Source organism: Gluconacetobacter diazotrophicus PA1 5 (assembly GCF_000067045.1).
Classification (GTDB): Bacteria; Pseudomonadota; Alphaproteobacteria; order Acetobacterales; family Acetobacteraceae; genus Gluconacetobacter; species Gluconacetobacter diazotrophicus.
On the sequence record NC_010125.1, the window covers coordinates 1340273 to 1360863 of the forward strand.

Genomic DNA, 20591 nt, shown 5'->3' on the forward strand with positions numbered 1-20591 from the left:
CCGTGTCGGGCCCGGCCCCCCCTGCGCCGGCGCCTGTGGCCGCCGGATCAGACGCGGCCGACGCCGCGAAGCCGGTGCAGGGTCACGATGGCGATGGTCAGAAGGACGGCGGCCCAGGTCTGGTGCACGGTTCCGGCCCAGGCGGGAACGACCAGAAGCAGGGTGGTGATGCCCAGCGCGTACTGAATCAGGACCGCCCAGCCCATTAGCATCAGCGCGTCCTGCGCCGGCTTGCCCAGTTGCGGCGTGCGCAGGCCCGCGAACAGGCAGGCCCCGATGGCCAGCGCGGTCACGGTCGCCAGCAGCCGGTGGTCGAACTGGACGGCCGGCACGTTCTCGAACCAGTTCAGCCAGAACGGCGACAGCCGGGCGTAGCCATGGGGAATCAGGCGCCCGTCCATCAGCGGAAAGGTGTTGTAGGAAAAACCCGCGTGGGTCCCGGCGGTAAAGCCGCCAGCGGTGATGGTGATGCCGATCAGGATCGTGGCGCACCACACCAGCCGCTTCGTCCGCACCACCGCCGCCGTGGCGGGGATGAAGGCGGCGCGGGGCGTGCGGACCGACAGCGCGGTCCACAGGATGGCGATATACAGCGCGAAGGCGCAGCCCAGATGCAGGACCAGCCGCACCGGCTCGACCGCCGTGCTGTTCTGGTCGAAGCCCGATGCGACCATGAACCAGCCGATCGCCCCCTGCAGCCCGCCCAGCACGAAATACAGCAGCAGCCGCGCGATCAGTCCCCGCGTCAGCGCGCCGGTCACGGCGAACCAGACCAGCGGCGCCAGCAGCGCCAGGCTCATGACCCGGGCCCAGAACCGATGGGTCCATTCCGCCCAGAAGATCTTCTGGAACCCGGCCAGCCCGAATCCGTCATGCAGGATCTTGTACTGCGGAATGGTCTGGTACAGCGCGAACTGCCGCTCCCATTCCGTGTGGGACAAGGGCGGGATGATGCCGGTGACCGGCCGCCAGTCCATGATCGACAGGCCCGAACCGGTCAGCCGGGTGTATCCGCCCAGCGCGATCTGGCCGATCAGCATGAAGCAGATGACGAACAGCCAGGTCGAGATACGCCTGCGGTCGCGAAGCGCGATGGGCGAGGCATCGTCGCGGCTGCCGGCCGGACGCAGGGACATGTGTGCGGACATGATCGGGATTTAGACCGGCCTTGCGACGGACGGCAAGCGGATGCTAGAGCGGGCCATCCCCCACCAATCGATAAACGAGCCGGTTTCCAAAAGGGCTTCGCCCTTTGGCGGACACCAGGCAGATCGACAAGGACGGCATGACCGACGGCAATCACACCATGGACGCCCGCCCGGCGGCCCTGGCGCGCCCCGCCCTGATGGTGGCCGCGTGCGTCGCCGCCGGGCTGGTGCTGCGTTTCGCCCCCGGGCTGCACGGGGTGATGGCCGATACCGCGCTGCTGCGCGGCGGGGCGTGGGGCCGGGTGGTGTTCCTGCTGGCGGGGTCGGTGATCTGCGCCGTGGGGCTGCCGCGCCAGCTTGTCTGCTTTGCCGCCGGGGTGGCGTACGGCCCGCTGGACGGCATCGCGCTGGCCACGCTGGCCACGCTGGCCGGGGCGGTCACCGGCTTTGCCTGGGCGCGCGGGGTCGGGCGGGCCGCGCTGCGGCGGCGGCTGTCGGGGCGGCTGGCCCGGCTGGACGGGTTCGTCTCGGCCCATCCGTTCACCGCGATCCTGACGCTGCGCCTGCTGCCGGTCGGCTCGGCGCTGATGCTGAACCTGCTGGCGGGGGTTTCCGGGGCGGGGCTGCGCCCCTTCCTTCTGGCCACCCTGGCCGGCAGCCTGCCGCAGACGGTCGTCTTCGTGCTGCTGGGCAGCGGGGCGCGGATCGGCCATGGCTGGCAGGTGGCGCTGGCGGCGGTGCTGTTCGCGGGGTCGGCGGCGCTGGGCCTGTGGCTGATGCGCCGCCTGGCGAATGGGGACACCGTGCCCCTCGCCACCGCCACCGACAGAACGTGAAAGTGCCATCTTGCCGCCGGCTTTGCCCGGTCCGATGTCTTCGCGGGACCCGGGCATGCTGTTGCGGGGATGCACCGCGTACGACGAATTGCAGCCTTACTGTAATTATATGATGAAAAACGACAGGCCGCTGCGATAGTACGGCCTGACGATCTCTAACGGAGTGCCGCCATGGCGTCTTCCGCGACAGCCGCGAGATCCGACGATGCCCCTGTTTCCGCCGTCGCCGCCGGGTCCATGAGCTGGATAGCCATCCTGCTGGGGTTCCTCACGGCCGTGGGGCCGGTATCGACGGATATCTACCTTCCCGCCTTTCCGGCGCTGGAAGCGTCACTGCACGCGCCTGCCGGCTCGGCGGAAATGACGCTGGCCGTCTGGTTCGTCGGGCTGGCGGTCGGGCAGATCACGATGGGCCCGGTGTCGGACCGGTTCGGCCGGCGCATGCCCATGCTGGTGGGCACGCTGGTCTATACCCTGGCCTCGGTCGGCTGCGCCGTGGCGCCCGATATCTGGACGTTTTCCAGCTTCCGCCTGCTGGCGTCGCTGGGGGCGTCGGCCAGCCTGGTGATCCCCAGCGCCTGCGTGCGCGACCTGTCCCACGGGAACGAGGCCGCGCGCCTGATGTCGCGGCTGGTGCTGGTCATGGGCGTGGTGCCGATCCTGGCGCCGACCCTGGGCGGCTTCGTGCTGTCCTTCACCACCTGGCGGTCGATCTTCTGGGCGTCGGCGGTCTACGGGCTGATCTGCACGTTCCTGATCGCGCGGGTCCTGCCGGAAACCCTGGCCGCCCACGACCGCAGCGTGATGCCCCCGGTGGCGCTGGCCGGCCGCTACCTGACGCTGGTGCGGGACCGGGGCTTCATCACCAATGCCCTGGTGGCGGGCTTCGGGGCGTTCATGTCGTTCACCTACCTGTCGGCGGCGCCGTCGGTCTTCATCCATCTGTTCGGGTTCTCGCCCGCGCAGTTCGGCATGCTGTTCGGGGTGTTCGCCGTCTGCATGATCGGGGCGTCGCAACTGAACGGCGTGCTGGTCGGGCGGATCGACGCCACGCGCATCCTGGGCATTTCGGTCGGGACCGCCGTGCTGGGAACGGTGGCGATGACGGTGGTGTCGATCGTCATGGCCTTCGCGATGAAGGGGGGCGTCATGCTGCATAGCCTGGCGCTGGTGCCGCTGGTCCTGACGATGATGGTGGCGCTCGGCACCACCGGCATCATCGGGCCGAACGCCACGGTGGGGGCCATGGCCGACCATCCGCGCCTGGCCGGCAGCGCCTCGGCGTTCGTCGGCACGCTGCAATACGTGCTGGGCGCCGTCGCGGGCGCCATCGTGGGCATGCTGCCCGCCACCACCCCGGTGCCGATGTCCGGCGTCATGCTGACGGGCGCCGTCATCATGCTGCTGATGGTGCTGCTGCGGCCCGCCCGCCGGCCGGGCGAGGCCACCGTCCCGGCCGACCTTCCGATGATGCACTGACGCTTGCCTCGGCGATTGCCTCGACGATTGCCTCCCTGGCGGCGGCAGGTTACAGCAGGGCACGTTTTTCACGGTCCGGACGGCAGGTCCGGCCCGGTTCCTGTCATGGAATGACGAGTTTGGGGTGGATTGGGATTTGGGCACGGACATGACGACCGCCACGATGGACCTGAAGCAGCATATTCGCGGCATCCCGGATTTTCCGAAGCCGGGCATCCTGTTCTACGATATCTCCACCCTGATGCGGAACGCGGATGCGTGGCAGGTGGCGATGGGCCGGCTGACGCACGCTGTCGCCCCGTGGGCACCGGACATGCTGGCGGCGATCGAATCGCGCGGCTTCCTGACCGCCGCCCCGCTGGCCAGCAACCTGGGCTGCGGGCTGGTCATGCTGCGCAAGCCGGGCAAGCTGCCGGGTGAAACCGTGTCCCACACCTACGACCTGGAATATGGCAGCGACACGCTGCACATCCAGGCCGACGCCATCCGCCCCGGCCAGCGCGTGGTGGTGATGGACGACCTGCTGGCCACCGGCGGCACCCTCGCCGCCTCGGTGGCGCTGCTGCGCAAGGTCGGGGCGGATGTCGTCGGCGCGTCGGTCCTGGTGGAACTGCGCGCCCTTGGCGGCCGCCAGCGGCTGGACGTGCCGGTCCAGGCCCTGATTTCCTACGACGACTGACGTCGATACCCCGCCGCCGGCCCGGTCGTCCGGCCCGCGCGGTGGGATACGTTTTGGTGGCCTCTGCTATTCGGTTCGCTCCCTGTCGGCCGGCGGCGAGGTGATCTAGAAGGAAGAAAGAACCGCGCCAGGCGGGCCGGTCACAGCGTAGGAGCATCGATGCCGGGATGAGAAGCCTCGTGCCGGCGCTGACCTTGGCGTTGACCCATGTAACGACCCTGACCCAGACGCGCCTGCGCGACCTGTGGTCGTGCCTGTGGTCGGGCAAGCCGCGTCGGCAGGACCATCTGCGCTGGCTCTATGCCCCCGACCTGGTGACGTTCGGCTACGCGCTGCGCACCACCATCACCTCGCTGATCGCGCTGGGCATCGCGCTGTGGTGGGAACTGGGCAGCCCGCAATGGGCGGCGCTGACGGTCTGGATGGTCGCCCAGGGCACGCGGGGCAAAAGCGTGGCCAAGGCGCGCTGGCACATGTTCGGCATGGTCGTCGGCACGATCTGCGCCGTGGCGCTGGTGGCGGCGTTCCCGCAGGCGCCGGTGCTGTTCATCGTGGCGCTGGCGGTCGGGATCGGCCTGTTCTGCTTCGTCGGCACGCTGCTGCCCGGCCCGGCGACGATGACCAACTACCGTATCCACGGCATGCGGGCCAGCGGCTTCACCTACGCCATCATCGCCCTGGACGGCATCGCGGACCCCGAGCACATCTTCCAGATCGCCATGGCCCGCGCGACCTATATCGTGCTGGGCATCGTGCTGGAATCCACGGTCTCGTCGCTGTTCCAGTTCCGTCTGGGGGAACGGGCGCGCGACCGGCTGACGCATAATTTCCTGACCGCCATCGACGGCGCGGCGCGGGCGCTGGCGGCGCTGCTGGCCGGTGACGCGCAGGTCCTGTCGAAGGCGCGCGGCCTGTTTTCCACCATCACCTCGCTCAGCGACCAGATCGAATTCGCCGAGGTCGAGATGGGCCGCCATCACGGGCACGAAGGCGATCACGCCCGCGCGGCGCTGGCACGCGTGGCGGTGCTGCTGTCGCGCGGGCTGGACATGGCGGCGCTGATGCACATGCCCGACTGCGTGCCGGGCGACGCCTTCCACGCGACGGCCGACCGGGTGCGCGCCTTCCTGCTCGACCTCCCCGCCCGGCTCGAGGAACGCGACATCGGCCCGACCCTGCAGCGGCTGGCCGCCCTGCGGGCCGACTGCCGGCAGGCGGTCGCGGAATCGCTCGGCACCGAAATGGGCAGCGACACGCTTCCGCCCGTCGCGACCGACGACGCCGCGACGCTGCATCACCAGCACCAGCGCATTCTGCATCACGGGCTGGATGCGATGCTGGAGGACCTGGAACAGGCGATCATCCAGTTCGAGGCCAGCCTGCACCCCCTGCCGCACGACCATTTCCACTATCGCATCAAGACCTTCCGCGACTGGCAGCAGGCGGTGGCCAACAGCCTGCGTGCCTCGGTCACGATCTTCGGTGCCGGCGTGATCTGGATCACCACCGGCTGGTCCGACGGGCTGCTGTTCCTGATGTTCGTCTCCATCGTCTGCAGCCTGTTCTCGACCCTGGAAAAACCGGCCCTGGCGACCCAGGCCTTCCTCACCGGGGCGTTCTGGGCGGTCGGCGCGGCGGGCGTGCTGGTGCTGTGGGCCCTGGCGAAGCCCACGACGTACGAAATCATGGCCCTGTGCTTCAGCCTGCCGATGCTGGCGGGCGGGCTGGCCTTCGCCTACCCGACCATCGTCCTGGCGGCGGTCTCGTACAACCTGTTCCTGCCCATCCTGGTCGGGCCGGGAAATCAGTCGCGGCTGGACGAAATCGCGTTCTTCAACACCGCCATGCCGCTGATCCTGGCGCTGTGGTACGCGATGTGGACGTTCCGGCTGGTGCTGCCGTTCGACACCAACGCCATGCGCTGGCAGATGCGCACCGGCATCCTGAAAGGGCTGCGGCTGCTGGCACGTTCGCGCACCCTGCCGACCACGCTCTATGTCGTCGAACGGAACGTGGACCGCTTCGTCCGCCTGCTGACCAATACGGAGGCGACGCCCGAACCGGTGGTCGATGCGTATCTGAAGGGCATATTGTCGGCAATGTCGATCGGGCTGAACGTCATCCGCCTGCGCGCCATCCTGGCCCGCAACGTGCTGCCGGCCCGCTCGCACCAGGTGATCGAGGAAGTGATGGGCCGCATGGCCCAGTTCAGCGGCCGCTATGGCGGTCATTACGGCCGCACCGCCCGGTCGGCGAAACTGGCGATAAACCGCATCGTGGGCGAAGCGGGGCGCGAATCCAACCTGGCGGTGCGCATGGAAATGGACCGCGCCCTGGCCAGCCTGACGGTGATTTCCTACGAACTCGACACCAACCAGATGTTCTTCGACGCCTCCAGCCCCTACCTGGACCCGGTATTCGGCTAGGTGGAAGGCGGGCCCGGCCCTGCCTCCGATAAACGTACGGTCCGGATTTCCAAAGGAAATTCTGTATTATAAAATAATAGCTACTGCTCGATGATATAAAATTGTTCCAAATAGATTGGACGTCACGCTGGGGATCGTATGATGGGAAGATCTATATATGCGGATAAAGTGAAAGTATCACTCGGAGTGATCGTGCCACTCGTATTGATGATCTATGCGGGCCCATTCCCGGTGAAAATAAATTCAGGATTATTATTGTTTGATCTTGTATCCATTTTCGCCGTGTGTCTTGTTTTTTATACCCTTCTCAAGGGTGGGATCGATCGTAGTCTGAAGTGCGTCACAAGAAATGCCATGGGATATTGTTTGTGCGCATTTTTTATGATCATGTATAGAAATGGAGTGATCTCAAACGGCACTCTGTCGGGTGCCTTGGCAGTATCTCCCCTGATCGGGTATGTTTTTTCTTCATGCGCGTCCCGGGATCACTGGTGATTCTGTCGGGAATTTTTGTCGATCATTCTTATGAATGAAAGGAAAACACTCAATAAATAAGGGGTCTCATTCGAAACGCCCGGTATTTATTGAGGAAAGCCCGGACCCGGCAGGGCGTGATGCCCTGCACCCCGATAATGGAATGGTTTCCAAAGGCCGCCGGCCTTTGGCGGGTCCAGGGCAGGGCCCTGGCCTTTCGACCTTACCCGCGCGACGCGACGAAGCGTTCCAGCCAGTGGATGGTGTAATCGCCCTTCTGGAATTCCGGGTCGTCCAGGATCTGGCGATGCAGCGGGATGACCGTCTTCACGCCTTCGATGACGAATTCATCCAGCGCGCGGCGCATTCGCGCGATGGCGTCGGCACGGGTGGGGGCATGGACGATCAGCTTGCCGATCATGCTGTCGTAATAGGGCGGCACGCGATAGCCGGCGTACAGCGCGCTGTCGATGCGCACGCCCAGGCCGCCGGGCGGGTGGTACATCGTCACCGTTCCGGGGGTGGGCAGGAAGGTCACCGGGTCTTCGGCGTTGATGCGGCATTCGATGGCATGGCCGCTGAAGCGGATGTCCGACTGGTCGTAGCCCAGCGGCTCGCCCGCCGCGATGCGGATCTGCTCGCGCACCAGGTCGACGTCGCAGACCATCTCGGTCACCGGATGTTCCACCTGCAGGCGGGTGTTCATCTCGATGAAGCAGAACTGCCCGTCCTGGTACAGGAATTCCAGCGTGCCCGCGTTGCGGTATCCCAGCTTGCTCAGCGCCGCGGTCGCGATGGCGCCGATCCCGTCGCGCTGCTCGGCGGTCAGCGCCGGTGATCCGGCCTCTTCCAGCAGCTTCTGGTGCCGCCGCTGCAGCGAACAGTCGCGTTCGCCGAAATGCACGACGTTGCCGTGGGTATCGGCCAGGATCTGCAGCTCGATATGCCGGGGCCGGTCCATGTATTTTTCGAGATAGACCTCGTCATTGCCGAACGCGGCCCGGGCCTCGGTCCGCGCGACGCTCCAGGCTTCCTCGATCTCGTCGGGGGTGCGGGCGACCTTCATGCCGCGCCCGCCGCCGCCGGCCGTCGCCTTGATCAGCACCGGATAGCCGACCTGGGCCGCCACCACGCGGGCCTCGTCCAGGCTGGCCAGCGCGCCGTCCGACCCGGGCACCAGCGGCACGCCCAGCGCGCGCATGGTGGTCTTGGCGGTGATCTTGTCGCCCATGATCCGGATATGGTGTCCGGTCGGCCCGATGAAGGCCAGGCCGTGGGCCTCGACCGTCTCGGCGAAATCGGCGTTTTCCGACAGGAAGCCGTATCCCGGATGGATCGCGTCCGCCCCAGTGATGGTCGCGGCCGACAGGATGGCGGCGACGTTCAGGTACGAATCCCGCGTGGCCGGCGGCCCGACGCACACGGCTTCGTCGGCCAGGCGCACATGCATGGCGTCGGCGTCGGCGGTGGAATGGATCGCGACCGTGCGGATTCCCAGCTCGCGGCATGCGCGCAGGACCCGCAGGGCGATTTCGCCGCGATTGGCGATGAGGATCTTGGAAAACATTACTCGATGATGGCCAGGGCTTCGCCGAATTCCACCGGATCGCCCGATGCGACCAGCAGCGTCTTCAGCGTGCCCGCGCGGGGGGCCTTGATCTGGTTGAACGTCTTCATCGCCTCGATCAGCATCAGGGTCTGTCCGGCGGTAACGCTCTGCCCCTCGGTCACGAAGGGGGGCGAGCCCGGATCGGGCGTCAGGTAGGCCACGCCCACCATCGGGCTGGTCACCGCGCCCGGATGCTTGGCGGGATCGACCGGCATCGCGGCGGCCGGGGCGGCCGCGGTCGCGACGGGGGCGGCCGGTACGGCATGCAGCGCGCCGGCGGCGGCGCGGACCACGCGGATGCGATTGTCCTTCTCCGCGATCTCGATCTCGGTCAGGCCGGTTTCGGTCAGGATTTCTGCCAATGCCCGAATGGCATCCGCGTCCACGAGCAGTCGGCTCATCGATCGTCCTCGTCCAGAATCATGTCTGTCATCGCCTGAAGCGCCAAAGCATAGCCGCGTACTCCCAGGCCGCAGATGACGCCCACGGCGGCACGGGAGCAATAGGTATGGTGGCGGAACTCCTCACGTCGATGAATGTTGGAAATATGGATTTCGACCACCGGCAGATCGACCGCCAGCAGCGCGTCGAGCAGGGCGATGGAAGTGTGGCCGTAGGCGGCCGGATTGATCACGATCCCCCGCGCGCGGTTGCGGCATTCCTGAACCCACGACACCAGCTCGCCCTCGCCGTTGGTCTGGCGGAAGTCGATGGCGACATCCAGGCGCTCGGCGGCCTGGATGCAGATCTGCTCCACGTCGTCCAGGGTCGCGCGACCATAGACTTCGGGCTGGCGCAGTCCGAGCATGTTGAGGTTGGGTCCGTTCAGGACGGCGATCAGGGGGCGCACCATGGTGACAGGCGCCGTAGCACGACCGTCAATCCGTTCCAAGAGAATGATCGTCGGCCCGCCCGCCCGGCCACGGGCCCGGCGGGGTGCAAGGGGGGACTGCGGCGGCAGGTACGCCGGGGCACCGGGATAATAATGATGACCCAAAATTGCCACATTCTCCCCCACAGGATTGAATCAGCGGCGAAAGCACCGGCAACATCGCGGCATCGCCCGGTCCTGCGGGGGGACGTGCGGTGAAAAAGCCTTGAGTTCCGGGGAACGGGACTGTTGTATGCCCGTTGTTACTGGCCGATTGGCCCAGCAGGATTGGGGACGCATTGAAACAGGACCGGAATGAGCGACGGATACGATCCGGCAGCCAGGCGCTGATGGCGCTGGCCTGCCTGTTCGCCTTCGCCTCGACCGCCTGTGGCCGCGAAGTGACAGCGGGCGCGGAAACGGTGCCGGCCTCCGCGTCCCCCGATATCTCCTCCGCCGTGGGTGACGACGGCCATCCGCCCACCGCCTGGGCGGCCTCGGTCCGCGCGGCGCTGGCGCGGCGGTCACAGCACCTGATGCATGTCGGCCGTTCCGCCCTGTCCTGGTCCGAACAGGGGGTGGCCAGTTGGTACGGCCACCTGCGCCGGGTCCGTCCCACCTCGTCGGGCCGTGCGTTCGACCCCCGGGCGCTGACGGCGGCGCATCCCACCCTGCCGATGGGCACGCGCGTGCTGGTCCGCTCGGAGGATACCGGTCGTTCGGTGGTGGTGACGGTGAACGATCGCGGCCCCTTCCTGGGCAGCCGCATCATCGACCTCTCGCCCGCCGCCGCGGCGCGGCTGGGCATGCTGAATGCGGGCACCGCCCATGTCGTGCTGCAGCCCGCCCCGGTCACCGAAGTGGCGCAGGCCGAATCCACGGATACCAGCGCCGACGCAATCGCCGCCGCCGCGCCGGGCGCGCCCCGTCGCGTCGCGCATCACGCCGGGCGCTGACCGGCTTCAGCCTCTCACTCGCCTGGCCTGGGGCGCTGCCCGGCATCGCCCTCGCTCGGGCGCAGTTCCATCTCCGCCTCCAGCCCGGCATTCAGTTCGGCGCCCAGCAGGATGACGTAGGCGGTGACGAAGAACCACATCATCGTCGCGACCACCGCGCCCAGCGGGCCATAGGTGGCGTTGTAGCTGGCGATCGTGCTGACGTAGTACGAGAACCCGATGGACGAGACGATCCAGATCAGCGTGGCGGTGCAGGACCCCGGCAGGATGCAGATCCAGTGTACGATCCTGCGATTGGGGCTGAAACGGTAGAGCAGCGAGCACGCGGCCAGCACGAACAGCAGCATCAGCGCTGGGCCGCCCGTCTGCACCAGCAGTTCGACCGACCAGGGCGGCGGGGCCAGGCCCAGCCGCGCCGGGACGAAATCGATCAGGACCGGCAGCGCCACCAGCACGCTCAGGGTCAGGACGGCACCGCAGATCGCGCACAGGGTCATGCCCAGCGCCATCAGGTGGAACTGCACGAACCCGCGCGTCTCGCGCGTGTCATAGGCGATATTGACGGCCGAGATGATCGACCGCGTCGCCGCCGACGCCGACCACAGCGTGATGGTGGTGGACAGGATCAGGTTCAGCGTCAGCGACGAATGCGGCTCAGCCACCAGGGTATGGATGCGCTCGTCGATCAGGGTGAAGGCCGAGGGCGGCAGCAGATGGCGCAGCACGTCCATCTGCGGCTCGACCGTATCGGGGTCGAACATCAGTCCGTAGATCGAAATCAGGGTGCTGATCGCCGGAAACAGTGACAGGGTGGCATAGAAGGCGCATCCTGCCGCCGCCAGGGTGATCTGGTCGGACGACAGATTGCGCGCCATCCGGCCCAGAACCGGCTTCCACATCTGCCGCAACATGGACCGCGAGGGAAAGGGGCACGGGGTGGGGCCGTTACCGGCCGGGGAGAAGTGGCTGTTGGCCTGCATGACCCCTACCTAACGAAAAACATGCGCACGGGTCGATTTTTCTGTTGCGCCCAAAGTGGTTTGCCCTCATATGCGCTCTCCACGCAACAACGCACGTGCCACTGGCCCTCTGAGGTTACGCAACGACGTCAAGCGTTCTGGCAATCGGGACCCTTCGCCGGGCCCACTTGGTCGCTGGTCCGTTAGACCGTTTCGCAACTCCCTGTCCGGCATCGATCCGGACGGACGATACAGAAGGGAATTGGGTGCGATGACTCCCAAGATCGCCCGTTTTCTGGCCGAACAGGCCCCTGCCACGCCTTGCCTCGTCGTCGACGTCGATCGTGTCGAGGCCCGCTATCAGTCGCTGCGCGCGGCGCTGCCGCTGGCGCGCATCTATTATGCCGTGAAGGCCAATCCGGCGCCGGCCATCCTGCGCCGGCTGGTGTCCCTCGGCTCGGCGTTCGACGCCGCGTCGTGGGAGGAAATCCGCCTTTGCCTCGCGGCCGGGGCCGCCGGGGCGGACATCTCGTTCGGCAACACGGTCAAGAAGGCATCCGCGATCGCCCAGGCCCACCAGGCCGGGGTGACCATGTTCGCCTTCGACAGCATCGAGGAACTGGAAAAGCTGGCGCGTCACGCCCCCGGTTCGCGCGTCTATTGCCGCCTGATCGTCGAGAACGAGGGCGCGGAATGGCCGCTGTCGCGCAAGTTCGGCACCACGCTGGACAGCGCGCGCGACCTGATGCTGCGCGCCCGCGACATGGGGCTGGACCCGTACGGCCTGTCGTTCCATGTCGGCAGCCAGCAGACCAGCACCGATGCGTACGAGGCCGCGATCGCGCGGGTGGGCATGCTGTTCACCGACCTGGCCGCGGCCGGTCTGAACCTGCGCATGGTCAATCTGGGCGGCGGCTTCCCGATCCGCTACCGCGAGGACGTGCCCGAGATCGACCGGTTCGCGGTGGCGATCAGCCACGCGATGACCGAGCATTTCGGCAATGACCTGCCGGAAATGATCGTCGAGCCCGGGCGCTTCATCGTCGGCGATGCCGGCGTGGTGTCGTCGGAGGTCGTGCTGGTCACGCGGCGCGGGCAGCAGGACGGGCCACGCTGGGTCTATCTGGATATCGGCCGCTTCGGCGGGCTGGCGGAGACCGAGGGCGAATCCATCCGCTACGGCATCCGCACGCCCCATGACGGATCGCCCGCCGGGCGGGTGGCCATCGCCGGCCCGACCTGCGACGGTGCCGACATCATGTACGAAAAGGCGCCCTACGCCCTGCCGCTGGACCTGGCCTGCGGCGACCGGATCGAATTGCTGTCGACCGGGGCCTATGTCTCGACCTACTGCTCGACCAGCTTCAACGGCTTCGCCCCGCTGACTGAGCATTATATCTGATGGACCGTGCAGGGGCGTGATGCCCCGCACACCGATCGGATCATAACGAATCGGTTTCCAAAGGCCGGCGGCCTTTGGCTCCGGACTGCCCCCTACTCGACCGCCGCGCGCAACCCGGCCCCCGCTGCCAGCGGGCACAGCGGCAGTGCCCCGGCCAGGAAGGCGCCCAGCAATTCCAGGTCCGGCGTCCAGGACAGGCCGGTCTGCGCCGCGTCCAGCGCCGCCGCGCCGAAGATCAGCGCGGGGGTTGCCAGCGGCAGCACCAGCAGCGGCAGCAGCACGCCGCCGCGCCGCGCGCCCAGCACCACGGATGCCGCCATGCCGCCGATCAGCGACAGCACGATCGTGCCCAGCGCCAGCCCCCCCAGCAGGATCGGCAGGACCGGCAGCGGCAGTCCCAGCATGATGGCCAGCGGCCCCGCCGCGACCAGAAGCGGCAGGCCGGTGGTCAGCCAGTGCGCCACCATCTTGGCCAGCGCGACCAGGGCGGGCGGCAGGCCCGACAGCATCAACTGGTCCAGCGACCCGTCTTCCAGTTCGGACCCGAACAGGCGGTCCAGCGGCAGCAGGGCGGCCAGCAGGGCGCAGACCCAGACGATGCCCGGCGCCATCCGGCGCAGCAGTTCGGGCGACGGGCCCAGCGCCAGGGGAAACAGCGCCCCCGCCAGGATGAAGAACAGCACGGCACCCAGCGTGTCGGCCCCGTGACGCAGCGCCAGCCGCAGGTCGCGCCCGATGACGGCGGCCAGCAGGGCGGGAATCGACGCGTTCATGCCCAGTGGTCCGCGTGGGAGTGGTCCGCATGGGAATCGAATCCTGATTCCATCCCAAAATCCGGCGCCGGTTCGGTCGCGCCGGGCAGGACCAGGGTTTTCGCGTCCGGCAGCGGCAGGGGAACATGGGTGGTTGCAATCACGATTCCGCCAGCCTCCCGATGGGTCTGAAACAGCGTCTCCAGCAGGCCGATCGCCATGCTGTCCAGCCCCAGGCTGGGTTCGTCCAGCAGCCATAGCGGCGCCTGCGCCAGCACCACCCGCGCCAGCGCGGCCCGCCGTTTCTGCCCGGCGGACAGCAGGCGGGCGGGCAGGTCGGCCAAACCCGAAAGATCCAGCGCCGCCATGGCCCGATCGGGATCGGACCCGCCCGCCCGCGCGGCCAGGAACAGGTTTTCGCGCAGGGTCAGGCCGGGTTTCAGCGCGTCCTGATGGCCCAGATACGCAATGCGCGCGGCATGGGCCGTCCGGTCCGACAGCGCATCGATCCCTGCCCACAGCACATGGCCGCCTTCCGGTTTGCGCAGCCCTGCCAGCACGCGCAGCAACGTGGACTTTCCCGCCCCGTTCGGCCCCGTCAGCAGCAGCGCGTCACCCGCGTCCAGCCGCAGCCCGACGCCGTCGAGAACCAGCCGTTCCCCGCGGAAAACCGAGATATTTTCGACATCCAGCAGCGGGCTGGCCGAGGCGGGAAAGGCAGGGATGGCGATGCTCCTGGGCTCGTGGTCGGGGGTGACGGCCCCGGGTCCGTCACGGGGTCTTCCCGCGTTCTTGTTACCGGGGCTGCCTTGTGTCGCAACCGCGTCCGGGTATGTTCTACGACCGTTGGGAGATCAAGCCGGTTGTCCAGAGGGATCACACCGCCAGCGCGGAAGTCGTGCTTCAGTTGGATAATCCGTTGCTGACGCCTCGGAGGAAAAACCAATGAAGTCGGTTGGGCACGATTCAATCAAGACAGGCCGTTCGCTGCATGTGGACGGCAAGACGTACCATTATTTCTCGATTCCTGAAGCGGAGAAGACGATCGGCGACGTCAGTCGTCTTCCGGTCAGCCTGAAGGTGCTGCTGGAAAATATCCTGCGCTTCGAGGATGGACGCTCCTACAGCGTCGACGACGCCCGCGCGATCGCGGCATGGCTGCCCAAGGGCGCCAGCACGAAGGAAGTTCCCTTCAAGCCCGCGCGCATCCTGATGCAGGATTTCACGGGCGTTCCCGCCGTCGTCGACCTGGCGGCGATGCGTGACGGCATCCTGAAGCTGAAGGGCGACCCGCAGAAGGTGAACCCGCTGGTTCCCGTCAACCTGGTCATCGATCACTCGGTGATGGTGGACGTGGCCGGCACGCCGGACGCGCTGCAGAAGAACGTCACGATCGAATTCGAACGCAATGGCGAGCGCTATGCCTTCCTGCGCTGGGGCCAGGAAGCGTTCGAGAACTTCTCGGTCGTGCCGCCGGGCACGGGCATCTGCCACCAGGTGAACCTGGAATACATCGCCCAGGCGGTGTGGACGGCGCATGTCGACGGCAAGGATTATGCCTACCCCGACACCCTGTACGGCACCGACAGCCACACCACGATGGTGAACGGCATGGGCGTGCTGGGCTGGGGCGTCGGCGGGATCGAGGCCGAGGCCGCGATGCTGGGCCAGCCGATCGCGATGCTGATCCCCGATGTCATCGGCTTCAAGTTGGTCGGCAAGCTGCCGGAAGGCGCGACCGCGACCGACCTGGTGCTGACGGTCACGCAGATGCTGCGCAAGAAGGGCGTGGTCGGCAAGTTCGTCGAATTCTTCGGCCCGGCGCTGGATCACCTGCCGGTCGCCGACCGTGCGACGATCGCCAACATGGCCCCGGAATACGGCGCGACCTGCGGCTTCTTCCCGGTGGACGAGCTGACGCTGCATTACCTGCGCCAGACCGGCCGTGACGAACACCGCATCAAGCTGACCGAGGAATACCTGAAGGCCCAGGGCATGTTCCGCACCGCGGAATCGCCCGAGCCGGTGTTCACCGACACGCTGGAACTGGACCTGTCGACCGTCGTGCCGTCGCTGGCCGGCCCGAAGCGCCCGCAGGACCGCGTGCCGCTGACCAACGCGACCTCGGCGTTCGAGACCGAGCTGACGGGCGGCCTGGGCGTTCCCGCCGCCGACGCGCACAAGAAGGCGAAAGTCGCCGGCACGAACTACGAAATCGGCCACGGTGACGTGGTGATCGCCGCCATCACGTCCTGCACCAACACCTCCAACCCGGCGGTGCTGATCGCGGCCGGCCTGGTGGCGAAGAAGGCGCGGGCCCTGGGCCTGAAGCCGAAGCCGTGGGTGAAGACGTCGCTGGCCCCCGGGTCGCAGGTCGTCACAGACTACCTGAACCGCGCCGGCCTGACGGAAGAGCTGGATGCGATGGGCTTCAACACCGTCGGCTATGGCTGCACGACCTGCATCGGCAATTCCGGCCCGCTGGAAGATCACATCGTCGATGCGATCGAAGGCAACAAGCTGGTCGCCGTGTCGGTCCTGTCGGGCAACCGCAATTTCGAGGGCCGTATTTCCCCGAACGTGCGGGCCAACTACCTGGCCAGCCCGCCGCTGGTGGTCGCGTACTCGCTGCTGGGCACGATGCGCGAGGACATCACCACCGCGCCGCTCGGCACCTCGAAGGACGGCAAGCCGGTCTATCTGAAGGACATCTGGCCGACCAACAAGGAAATCGCCGAACTGATCGGCTCCTCCATCACCCGTGAGGAGTTCATCAAGCGCTACAGCCAGATCAGCAAGGGCACCAAGGAATGGCAGGCCCTGAAGGTCGCGACCGGGTCCGAGACCTACAAGTGGGATCCGAGCTCGACCTACGTGCAGGACCCGCCGTACTTCCAGGAGATCACCCCCGAGCCGAAGCCGAAGGGTGACATCGTGGGGGCCCGCGTGCTGGCGCTGCTGGGCGACAACATCACTACCGACCACATCTCGCCGGCCGGTGCGATCAAGGAAAGCTCGCCCGCGGGCGTCTACCTGAAGGAACATCAGGTTTCCAAGGCGGACTTCAACTCCTACGGCTCGCGTCGCGGCAACGACCGGATCATGGTGCGCGGCACCTTCGCGAACATCCGCATCAAGAACGAGATGCTGCCGGGCACCGAAGGGGGCCTGTCCAAGCACTTCCCCGACGGGAAGGAAGGCTCGATCTACGACGTCGCGATGGAATACAAGAAGGAGGGCGTACCCCTGGTCGTCTTCGGCGGCAAGGAATACGGCATGGGCTCGTCGCGCGACTGGGCGGCGAAGGGCACCCTGCTGCTGGGCGTCCGCGCCGTCGTGGCCGAAAGCTTCGAGCGCATCCATCGCTCCAACCTGGTCGGCATGGGCGTCCTGCCCCTGCTGTTCAAGGACGGCGTGACGCGCAAGACGCTGGGCCTGAAGGGTGACGAAAAGATCGACATCCATGGTCTGGACAAGATCACGCCGCGCATGACGCTGACGATGACGATCACCCGCGCCGACGGCTCGAAGGAAGACGTGCCCCTGCTCTGCCGCGTCGATACGCTGGACGAGGTCGAGTATTACCGGCATGGTGGCATCCTGCAGTATGTCTTGCGCGGGATGACCAAAGCTGCCTGAGCCGCTTTTTTCTCTATCTGAAATGTCTGGCGCCGGCCCGGGTTCTCCCGGGCCGGCGTTTTTTGCCGACCCGGTCGTGCGGGCCGAGCGCATCCGCAAGGTCTTCGACGGGCAGGATGTCCTGCGCGGCATTTCGCTCAGCGTGACGCGCGGCGAACTGGTGTCGATCATCGGGCCGTCCGGCTGCGGCAAATCGACCTTCCTGCGCTGCCTCAATTTTCTTGAAATTCCCGATTCCGGTTCGGTCTCGATCGCGGACGTGACCATCGCGCGCACCAGCCCCCGCTGGACCCGCGCGGACGAGGACGCGGCCCATCGCCTGCGGGCGCATGTTGGCATGGTGTTCCAGTCCTTCAACCTGTTTCCCCACCGCACCGTGCTGGACAACGTCATGCTGGCGCCCGTCCGCGTGAAGCACGTGAAGCCCGACATCGCCCGGGCCGATGCCCTGGCCCTGCTGGACAAGGTCGGCCTGGCCGCGATCGCCACCCGTTACCCGGACACGCTCTCGGGCGGCCAGCAGCAGCGCGCCGCCATCGCCCGCGCGCTGGCGATGCGCCCCGACGTGATGCTGTATGACGAACCGACCTCGGCCCTCGATCCCGAACTGGCCGAGGAAGTCCTGTCGGTGATGCGCGCCCTGGACGCGGAAGGCATGACCCAGATCGTGGTGACGCACGACATGCGCTTCGCCCGGGCGGCGTCCGACCGCGTCGTGTTCATGGATGGCGGCGAAATCGTCGAAATCGACGATCCCGACACGCTCTATGTCGCCCCGAAGGATGCGCGCACCCGCCGGTTTCTCAGGTCCATGTTATGAGGCTGTTTGTCGCATTGCTGCTGCTGGCGGCGGTCATGGTGGGACATGCCCATGCCGCGCCGCTGCGCTGGGCGTCGGATGCCGAGGCGAACGTGCCGTTCGTCTTCCACGACCCCGCCGACCAGTCCCGCCTGACCGGTTACGAATACGACATCGCCCAGGCCATCGCCCGCCGTCTCGGCCGTCCGACCCAATTCGTGCAGAACGACTGGGACGGGCTGATTCCCGGCCTGCAGCGCGGGCTGTACGACATGGTCATCGACGGGATCGAGATCACGCCCGAGCATGAACAGGGCGTGCTGTTCAGCCATCCCTATTACGTCACGTCGGAACGCATCACCGTCCGCCGCGACCAGCAGGGGCTCGATACGCTGGCGGCGCTGCGCGGGCATGTCGTCGGCACGCTGAAGGACACCACGGCCGAACGCATGCTGCAGGCCGACCCCACGATTCGCATCCGATCGTACGAGGAAGAAACCAACGCCTACACCGACCTGAAGAACGGCCGGCTGGATGCGGTGCTGCTGGACGGCACCATCGCGCTCTATTACGGCGCGCCCGATCCGGGGCTGAAGCTGGTGGGGGACCCGATCGGCCGGGTGGCCTACGGCGTCGCCTTCGCCCAGGGGAACACCACGCTGCGCGACCAGGTGAATACGGCGCTGGACGGCATGATCCGCGACGGCGAACTGCACCGGATCCTCGCGCGCTGGAACCTGTGGACGCCTGCCATGGCGGACCTGACCATGGATGCGACCACGCCCGATATCGCGCCGGACGCAATGGCGGCATTACATGGCGGCCACTGCCCCCGCCACGGCTGGCGCGCGCGGGTGGACCGGTATGTCAGCTTCCTGCCGCTGCTGCTGCATGGCGCGGTACTGACGCTCGCGGTGTCGGCCTGCGCCATGGTGGTGGCGGTCGGGCTGGGGCTGGCCCTGGCGCTGCTGCGGCGGTATGGGCCGCGCTGGCTGGGGGCGCTGGCGACGCTGTATGTCGAAATCGTGCGCGGCACCCCGCTGCTGATCCAGATCCTGTTCATCTTCTATGCCCTGCCGGGCATCGGGCTGCGCCTGTCGCCCTTCGTGGCCGGCGTCGTGGCCCTGGGCATGAATTACGCGGCCTACGAGGCCGAGAATTACCGCGCCGGCCTGCAATCCGTCGCACGCGGCCAGGTCGAGGCCGCGCTGGCCCTGAACATGACCCACATGCAGGCCCTGCGCTTCGTGGTGGTGCCGCAGGCGGTGCGCATGGTCATCCCGGTGATGACCAACGATTTCATCTCGCTGCTGAAGGACTCGTCGCTGGTCAGCGTGATCACGCTGACCGAACTCAGCCAGACCTATGTGCGGTTGTCCTCGACCTATTACGATTATTTCGGCACCGGCCTGCTGATCGGTACCGCCTACCTGCTGCTGGGCCTGCCCTTCGTGCGCTTGGCCCGCATGGCCGAAGCCCGGTTCCAGGCCGGGCAGCGCCGCCGGGGCCATATTTGAAGCGGCCCCTGATCGCAAAGGGTTGATGCGCTTGATGCGTCAGGCACATGACGGCGCTGTTTTATGCTAGATTGTGCATAAATAGTCCGAGGCATAGAAAGGTGTTCGAACAAATTCCGAGCATCGGTGGCCATGGATCTGCTTTCTGCCCTTCATAGCTTCGTTCGCGTCGCGGCGACGGGGTCGTTTTCCGCTGTTTCGCGCGAAACCGGTGCCAGCCAGCCGACGATTTCGCGGCACATCGCGCTGCTGGAGGCGCATTACGGCGCGACCCTGTTCGCGCGTACCACCCGCAGCCTGATGATGACCGAGGATGGGCGCAGCCTGCTGCCCCACGCTTACGAAGTGCTGGAAATTCTGGAAACCGCCGAAACCGCCCTCGGCCGCCGCCGGGCCTCGGTGTCCGGCCTGGTGCGGCTGGGCGTGACCACCGCGTTCGGCCTCTATACCACCGGCCGGCTGGGGGAATTGCTGGAACAGCACCCCGATCTTTCGGTCGAACTGATCATGCGCGACGGCTTCGGCGACCTGGTCGAGGAAGGGCTGGACCTGGCGGTGCGTGTCGGTGAAATCGCCGAGGGCTCGCTGATCGCGCGGCGGCTGGGCACGGTCAAGCGCATCGCCGTGGCCACGCCGGCCTATCTGGACCGGCGCGGCACGCCGCAGCATCCGCGCGACCTGCTGAACCATCCCTGCATTGCCTATACCTATGGCGGCACGCGTCATGACTGGCATTTCGAAGGCAATGGCGAGGAAAGCGTCGTCGCCGCCAGCGGCCCCTTCCGCGCCAACAGCAGCGAGGCCGTGCTGCAGGCCACGCTGGCCGGCATGGGCATCGGGCTGCTGCCGTCCTTCCAGGTGGACGAAGACGTCGCATCCGGCCGGCTGGTGCGGCTGTTTCCCGACTGGACGGTGCCGGAGCTGCCCTTCTACGCCGTGCATACCGGGCCGCGTACCCTGCCGTTGCGGACGCGGACGGTGCTGGATTTCCTGATCGATATTTCGGATGTGCTGCGGTAGTTCTTTTTCTGAAGAAAAAGAAGAC

17 protein-coding genes are annotated in these 20591 nt (G+C 66.9%); 10 read left to right on the top strand and 7 right to left on the bottom strand.

What is annotated here, in order from left to right:
• Window positions 1–47: 47 nt before the first annotated feature.
• Window positions 48–1136: a COX15/CtaA family protein gene (locus GDI_RS20220; protein ID WP_162098031.1), complete on the bottom strand. Its 1089-nt coding sequence runs from the start codon at window positions 1134–1136 to the stop codon at window positions 48–50.
• Window positions 1137–1252: 116 nt separating this feature from the next.
• Between GDI_RS20220 and GDI_RS06370 the strand changes: the two genes are divergently transcribed.
• The 4 genes from GDI_RS06370 (at window position 1253) to GDI_RS06385 (ending at window position 6568) form a co-directional block, all read left to right on the top strand.
• On the top strand, window positions 1253–1984 hold the full coding sequence (locus GDI_RS06370; RefSeq protein WP_157871003.1) for a TVP38/TMEM64 family protein: 732 nt from the start codon (window positions 1253–1255) through the stop codon (window positions 1982–1984).
• Window positions 1985–2155: 171 nt separating this feature from the next.
• The gene (locus tag GDI_RS06375) at window positions 2156–3463 is read left to right on the top strand and encodes a multidrug effflux MFS transporter (RefSeq protein WP_012224589.1); all 1308 of its coding nucleotides are present in this window, start codon (window positions 2156–2158) and stop codon (window positions 3461–3463) included.
• 148 nt (window positions 3464–3611) lie between these two features.
• Entirely contained in the window at window positions 3612–4142 is a 531-nt protein-coding gene (locus GDI_RS06380) for an adenine phosphoribosyltransferase (protein ID WP_012224590.1), read from the top strand.
• 179 nt (window positions 4143–4321) lie between these two features.
• On the top strand, window positions 4322–6568 hold the full coding sequence (locus GDI_RS06385) for an FUSC family protein (RefSeq protein WP_041249322.1): 2247 nt from the start codon (window positions 4322–4324) through the stop codon (window positions 6566–6568).
• A gap of 697 nt (window positions 6569–7265) precedes the next feature.
• Here the strand turns inward: GDI_RS06385 and accC are convergent.
• Genes accC through aroQ form a run of 3 tightly spaced genes read right to left on the bottom strand, consistent with a single transcriptional unit; the run spans window position 7266 to window position 9504 of the window.
• Window positions 7266–8609, bottom strand: a complete 1344-nt coding sequence (accC, locus tag GDI_RS06390) for an acetyl-CoA carboxylase biotin carboxylase subunit (protein WP_012224593.1) — start codon at window positions 8607–8609, stop codon at window positions 7266–7268.
• Entirely contained in the window at window positions 8609–9052 is a 444-nt protein-coding gene (locus GDI_RS06395; RefSeq protein ID WP_012224594.1) for an acetyl-CoA carboxylase biotin carboxyl carrier protein, read from the bottom strand. Before GDI_RS06395 ends, accC begins: the two co-directional genes overlap by 1 nt.
• A complete protein-coding gene (gene aroQ / locus GDI_RS06400) occupies window positions 9049–9504 on the bottom strand; it encodes a type II 3-dehydroquinate dehydratase (RefSeq protein ID WP_012554114.1) in 456 nt (151 codons plus the stop codon). The genes GDI_RS06395 and aroQ overlap by 4 nt, the downstream gene beginning before the upstream one ends.
• A gap of 317 nt (window positions 9505–9821) precedes the next feature.
• Here aroQ and GDI_RS06405 point away from each other — a divergent pair, with 317 nt between their 5' ends.
• Window positions 9822–10478 (top strand): septal ring lytic transglycosylase RlpA family protein, encoded by a 657-nt coding sequence (locus tag GDI_RS06405; protein ID WP_408735210.1) that lies wholly within the window; start codon window positions 9822–9824, stop codon window positions 10476–10478.
• 14 nt (window positions 10479–10492) lie between these two features.
• Here the strand turns inward: GDI_RS06405 and GDI_RS06410 are convergent, their stop codons facing one another.
• Window positions 10493–11458 carry a YihY/virulence factor BrkB family protein gene (locus GDI_RS06410; protein WP_012224597.1) on the bottom strand — a complete coding sequence of 322 codons (966 nt, stop codon included), beginning with the start codon at window positions 11456–11458 and terminating at the stop codon, window positions 10493–10495.
• 250 nt (window positions 11459–11708) lie between these two features.
• Here GDI_RS06410 and GDI_RS06415 point away from each other — a divergent pair, with 250 nt between their 5' ends.
• Window positions 11709–12839, top strand: coding sequence for a type III PLP-dependent enzyme (locus GDI_RS06415; protein WP_041249323.1), 1131 nt, complete (start codon window positions 11709–11711; stop codon window positions 12837–12839).
• A gap of 92 nt (window positions 12840–12931) precedes the next feature.
• Here GDI_RS06415 and ccmB read toward each other — a convergent pair whose 3' ends face one another.
• Together ccmB and ccmA are read right to left on the bottom strand one after the other, a co-directional pair.
• Entirely contained in the window at window positions 12932–13612 is a 681-nt protein-coding gene (gene ccmB, locus GDI_RS06420) for a heme exporter protein CcmB (RefSeq protein WP_012224599.1), read from the bottom strand.
• Window positions 13609–14322 carry a heme ABC exporter ATP-binding protein CcmA gene (gene ccmA / locus GDI_RS06425; RefSeq protein ID WP_456303746.1) on the bottom strand — a complete coding sequence of 238 codons (714 nt, stop codon included), beginning with the start codon at window positions 14320–14322 and terminating at the stop codon, window positions 13609–13611. Before ccmA ends, ccmB begins: the two co-directional genes overlap by 4 nt.
• A gap of 214 nt (window positions 14323–14536) precedes the next feature.
• On the opposite strand from ccmA, the gene acnA reads away from it, so the two are divergent.
• The 4 genes from acnA to GDI_RS06445 all read left to right on the top strand — a co-directional run bounded on the left by acnA (window position 14537) and on the right by GDI_RS06445 (window position 20566).
• A complete protein-coding gene (acnA, locus tag GDI_RS06430; RefSeq protein ID WP_012224601.1) occupies window positions 14537–17230 on the top strand; it encodes an aconitate hydratase AcnA in 2694 nt (897 codons plus the stop codon).
• Window positions 17231–17252: 22 nt separating this feature from the next.
• Complete coding sequence (locus GDI_RS06435) at window positions 17253–18050, top strand: amino acid ABC transporter ATP-binding protein (RefSeq protein ID WP_012224602.1); 798 nt, start codon at window positions 17253–17255, stop codon at window positions 18048–18050.
• Window positions 18047–19546 carry an ABC transporter substrate-binding protein/permease gene (locus GDI_RS06440; RefSeq protein ID WP_012224603.1) on the top strand — a complete coding sequence of 500 codons (1500 nt, stop codon included), beginning with the start codon at window positions 18047–18049 and terminating at the stop codon, window positions 19544–19546. The genes GDI_RS06435 and GDI_RS06440 overlap by 4 nt, the downstream gene beginning before the upstream one ends.
• A gap of 132 nt (window positions 19547–19678) precedes the next feature.
• A complete protein-coding gene (locus tag GDI_RS06445; RefSeq protein ID WP_012224604.1) occupies window positions 19679–20566 on the top strand; it encodes a LysR family transcriptional regulator in 888 nt (295 codons plus the stop codon).
• Window positions 20567–20591 lie beyond the last annotated feature (25 nt).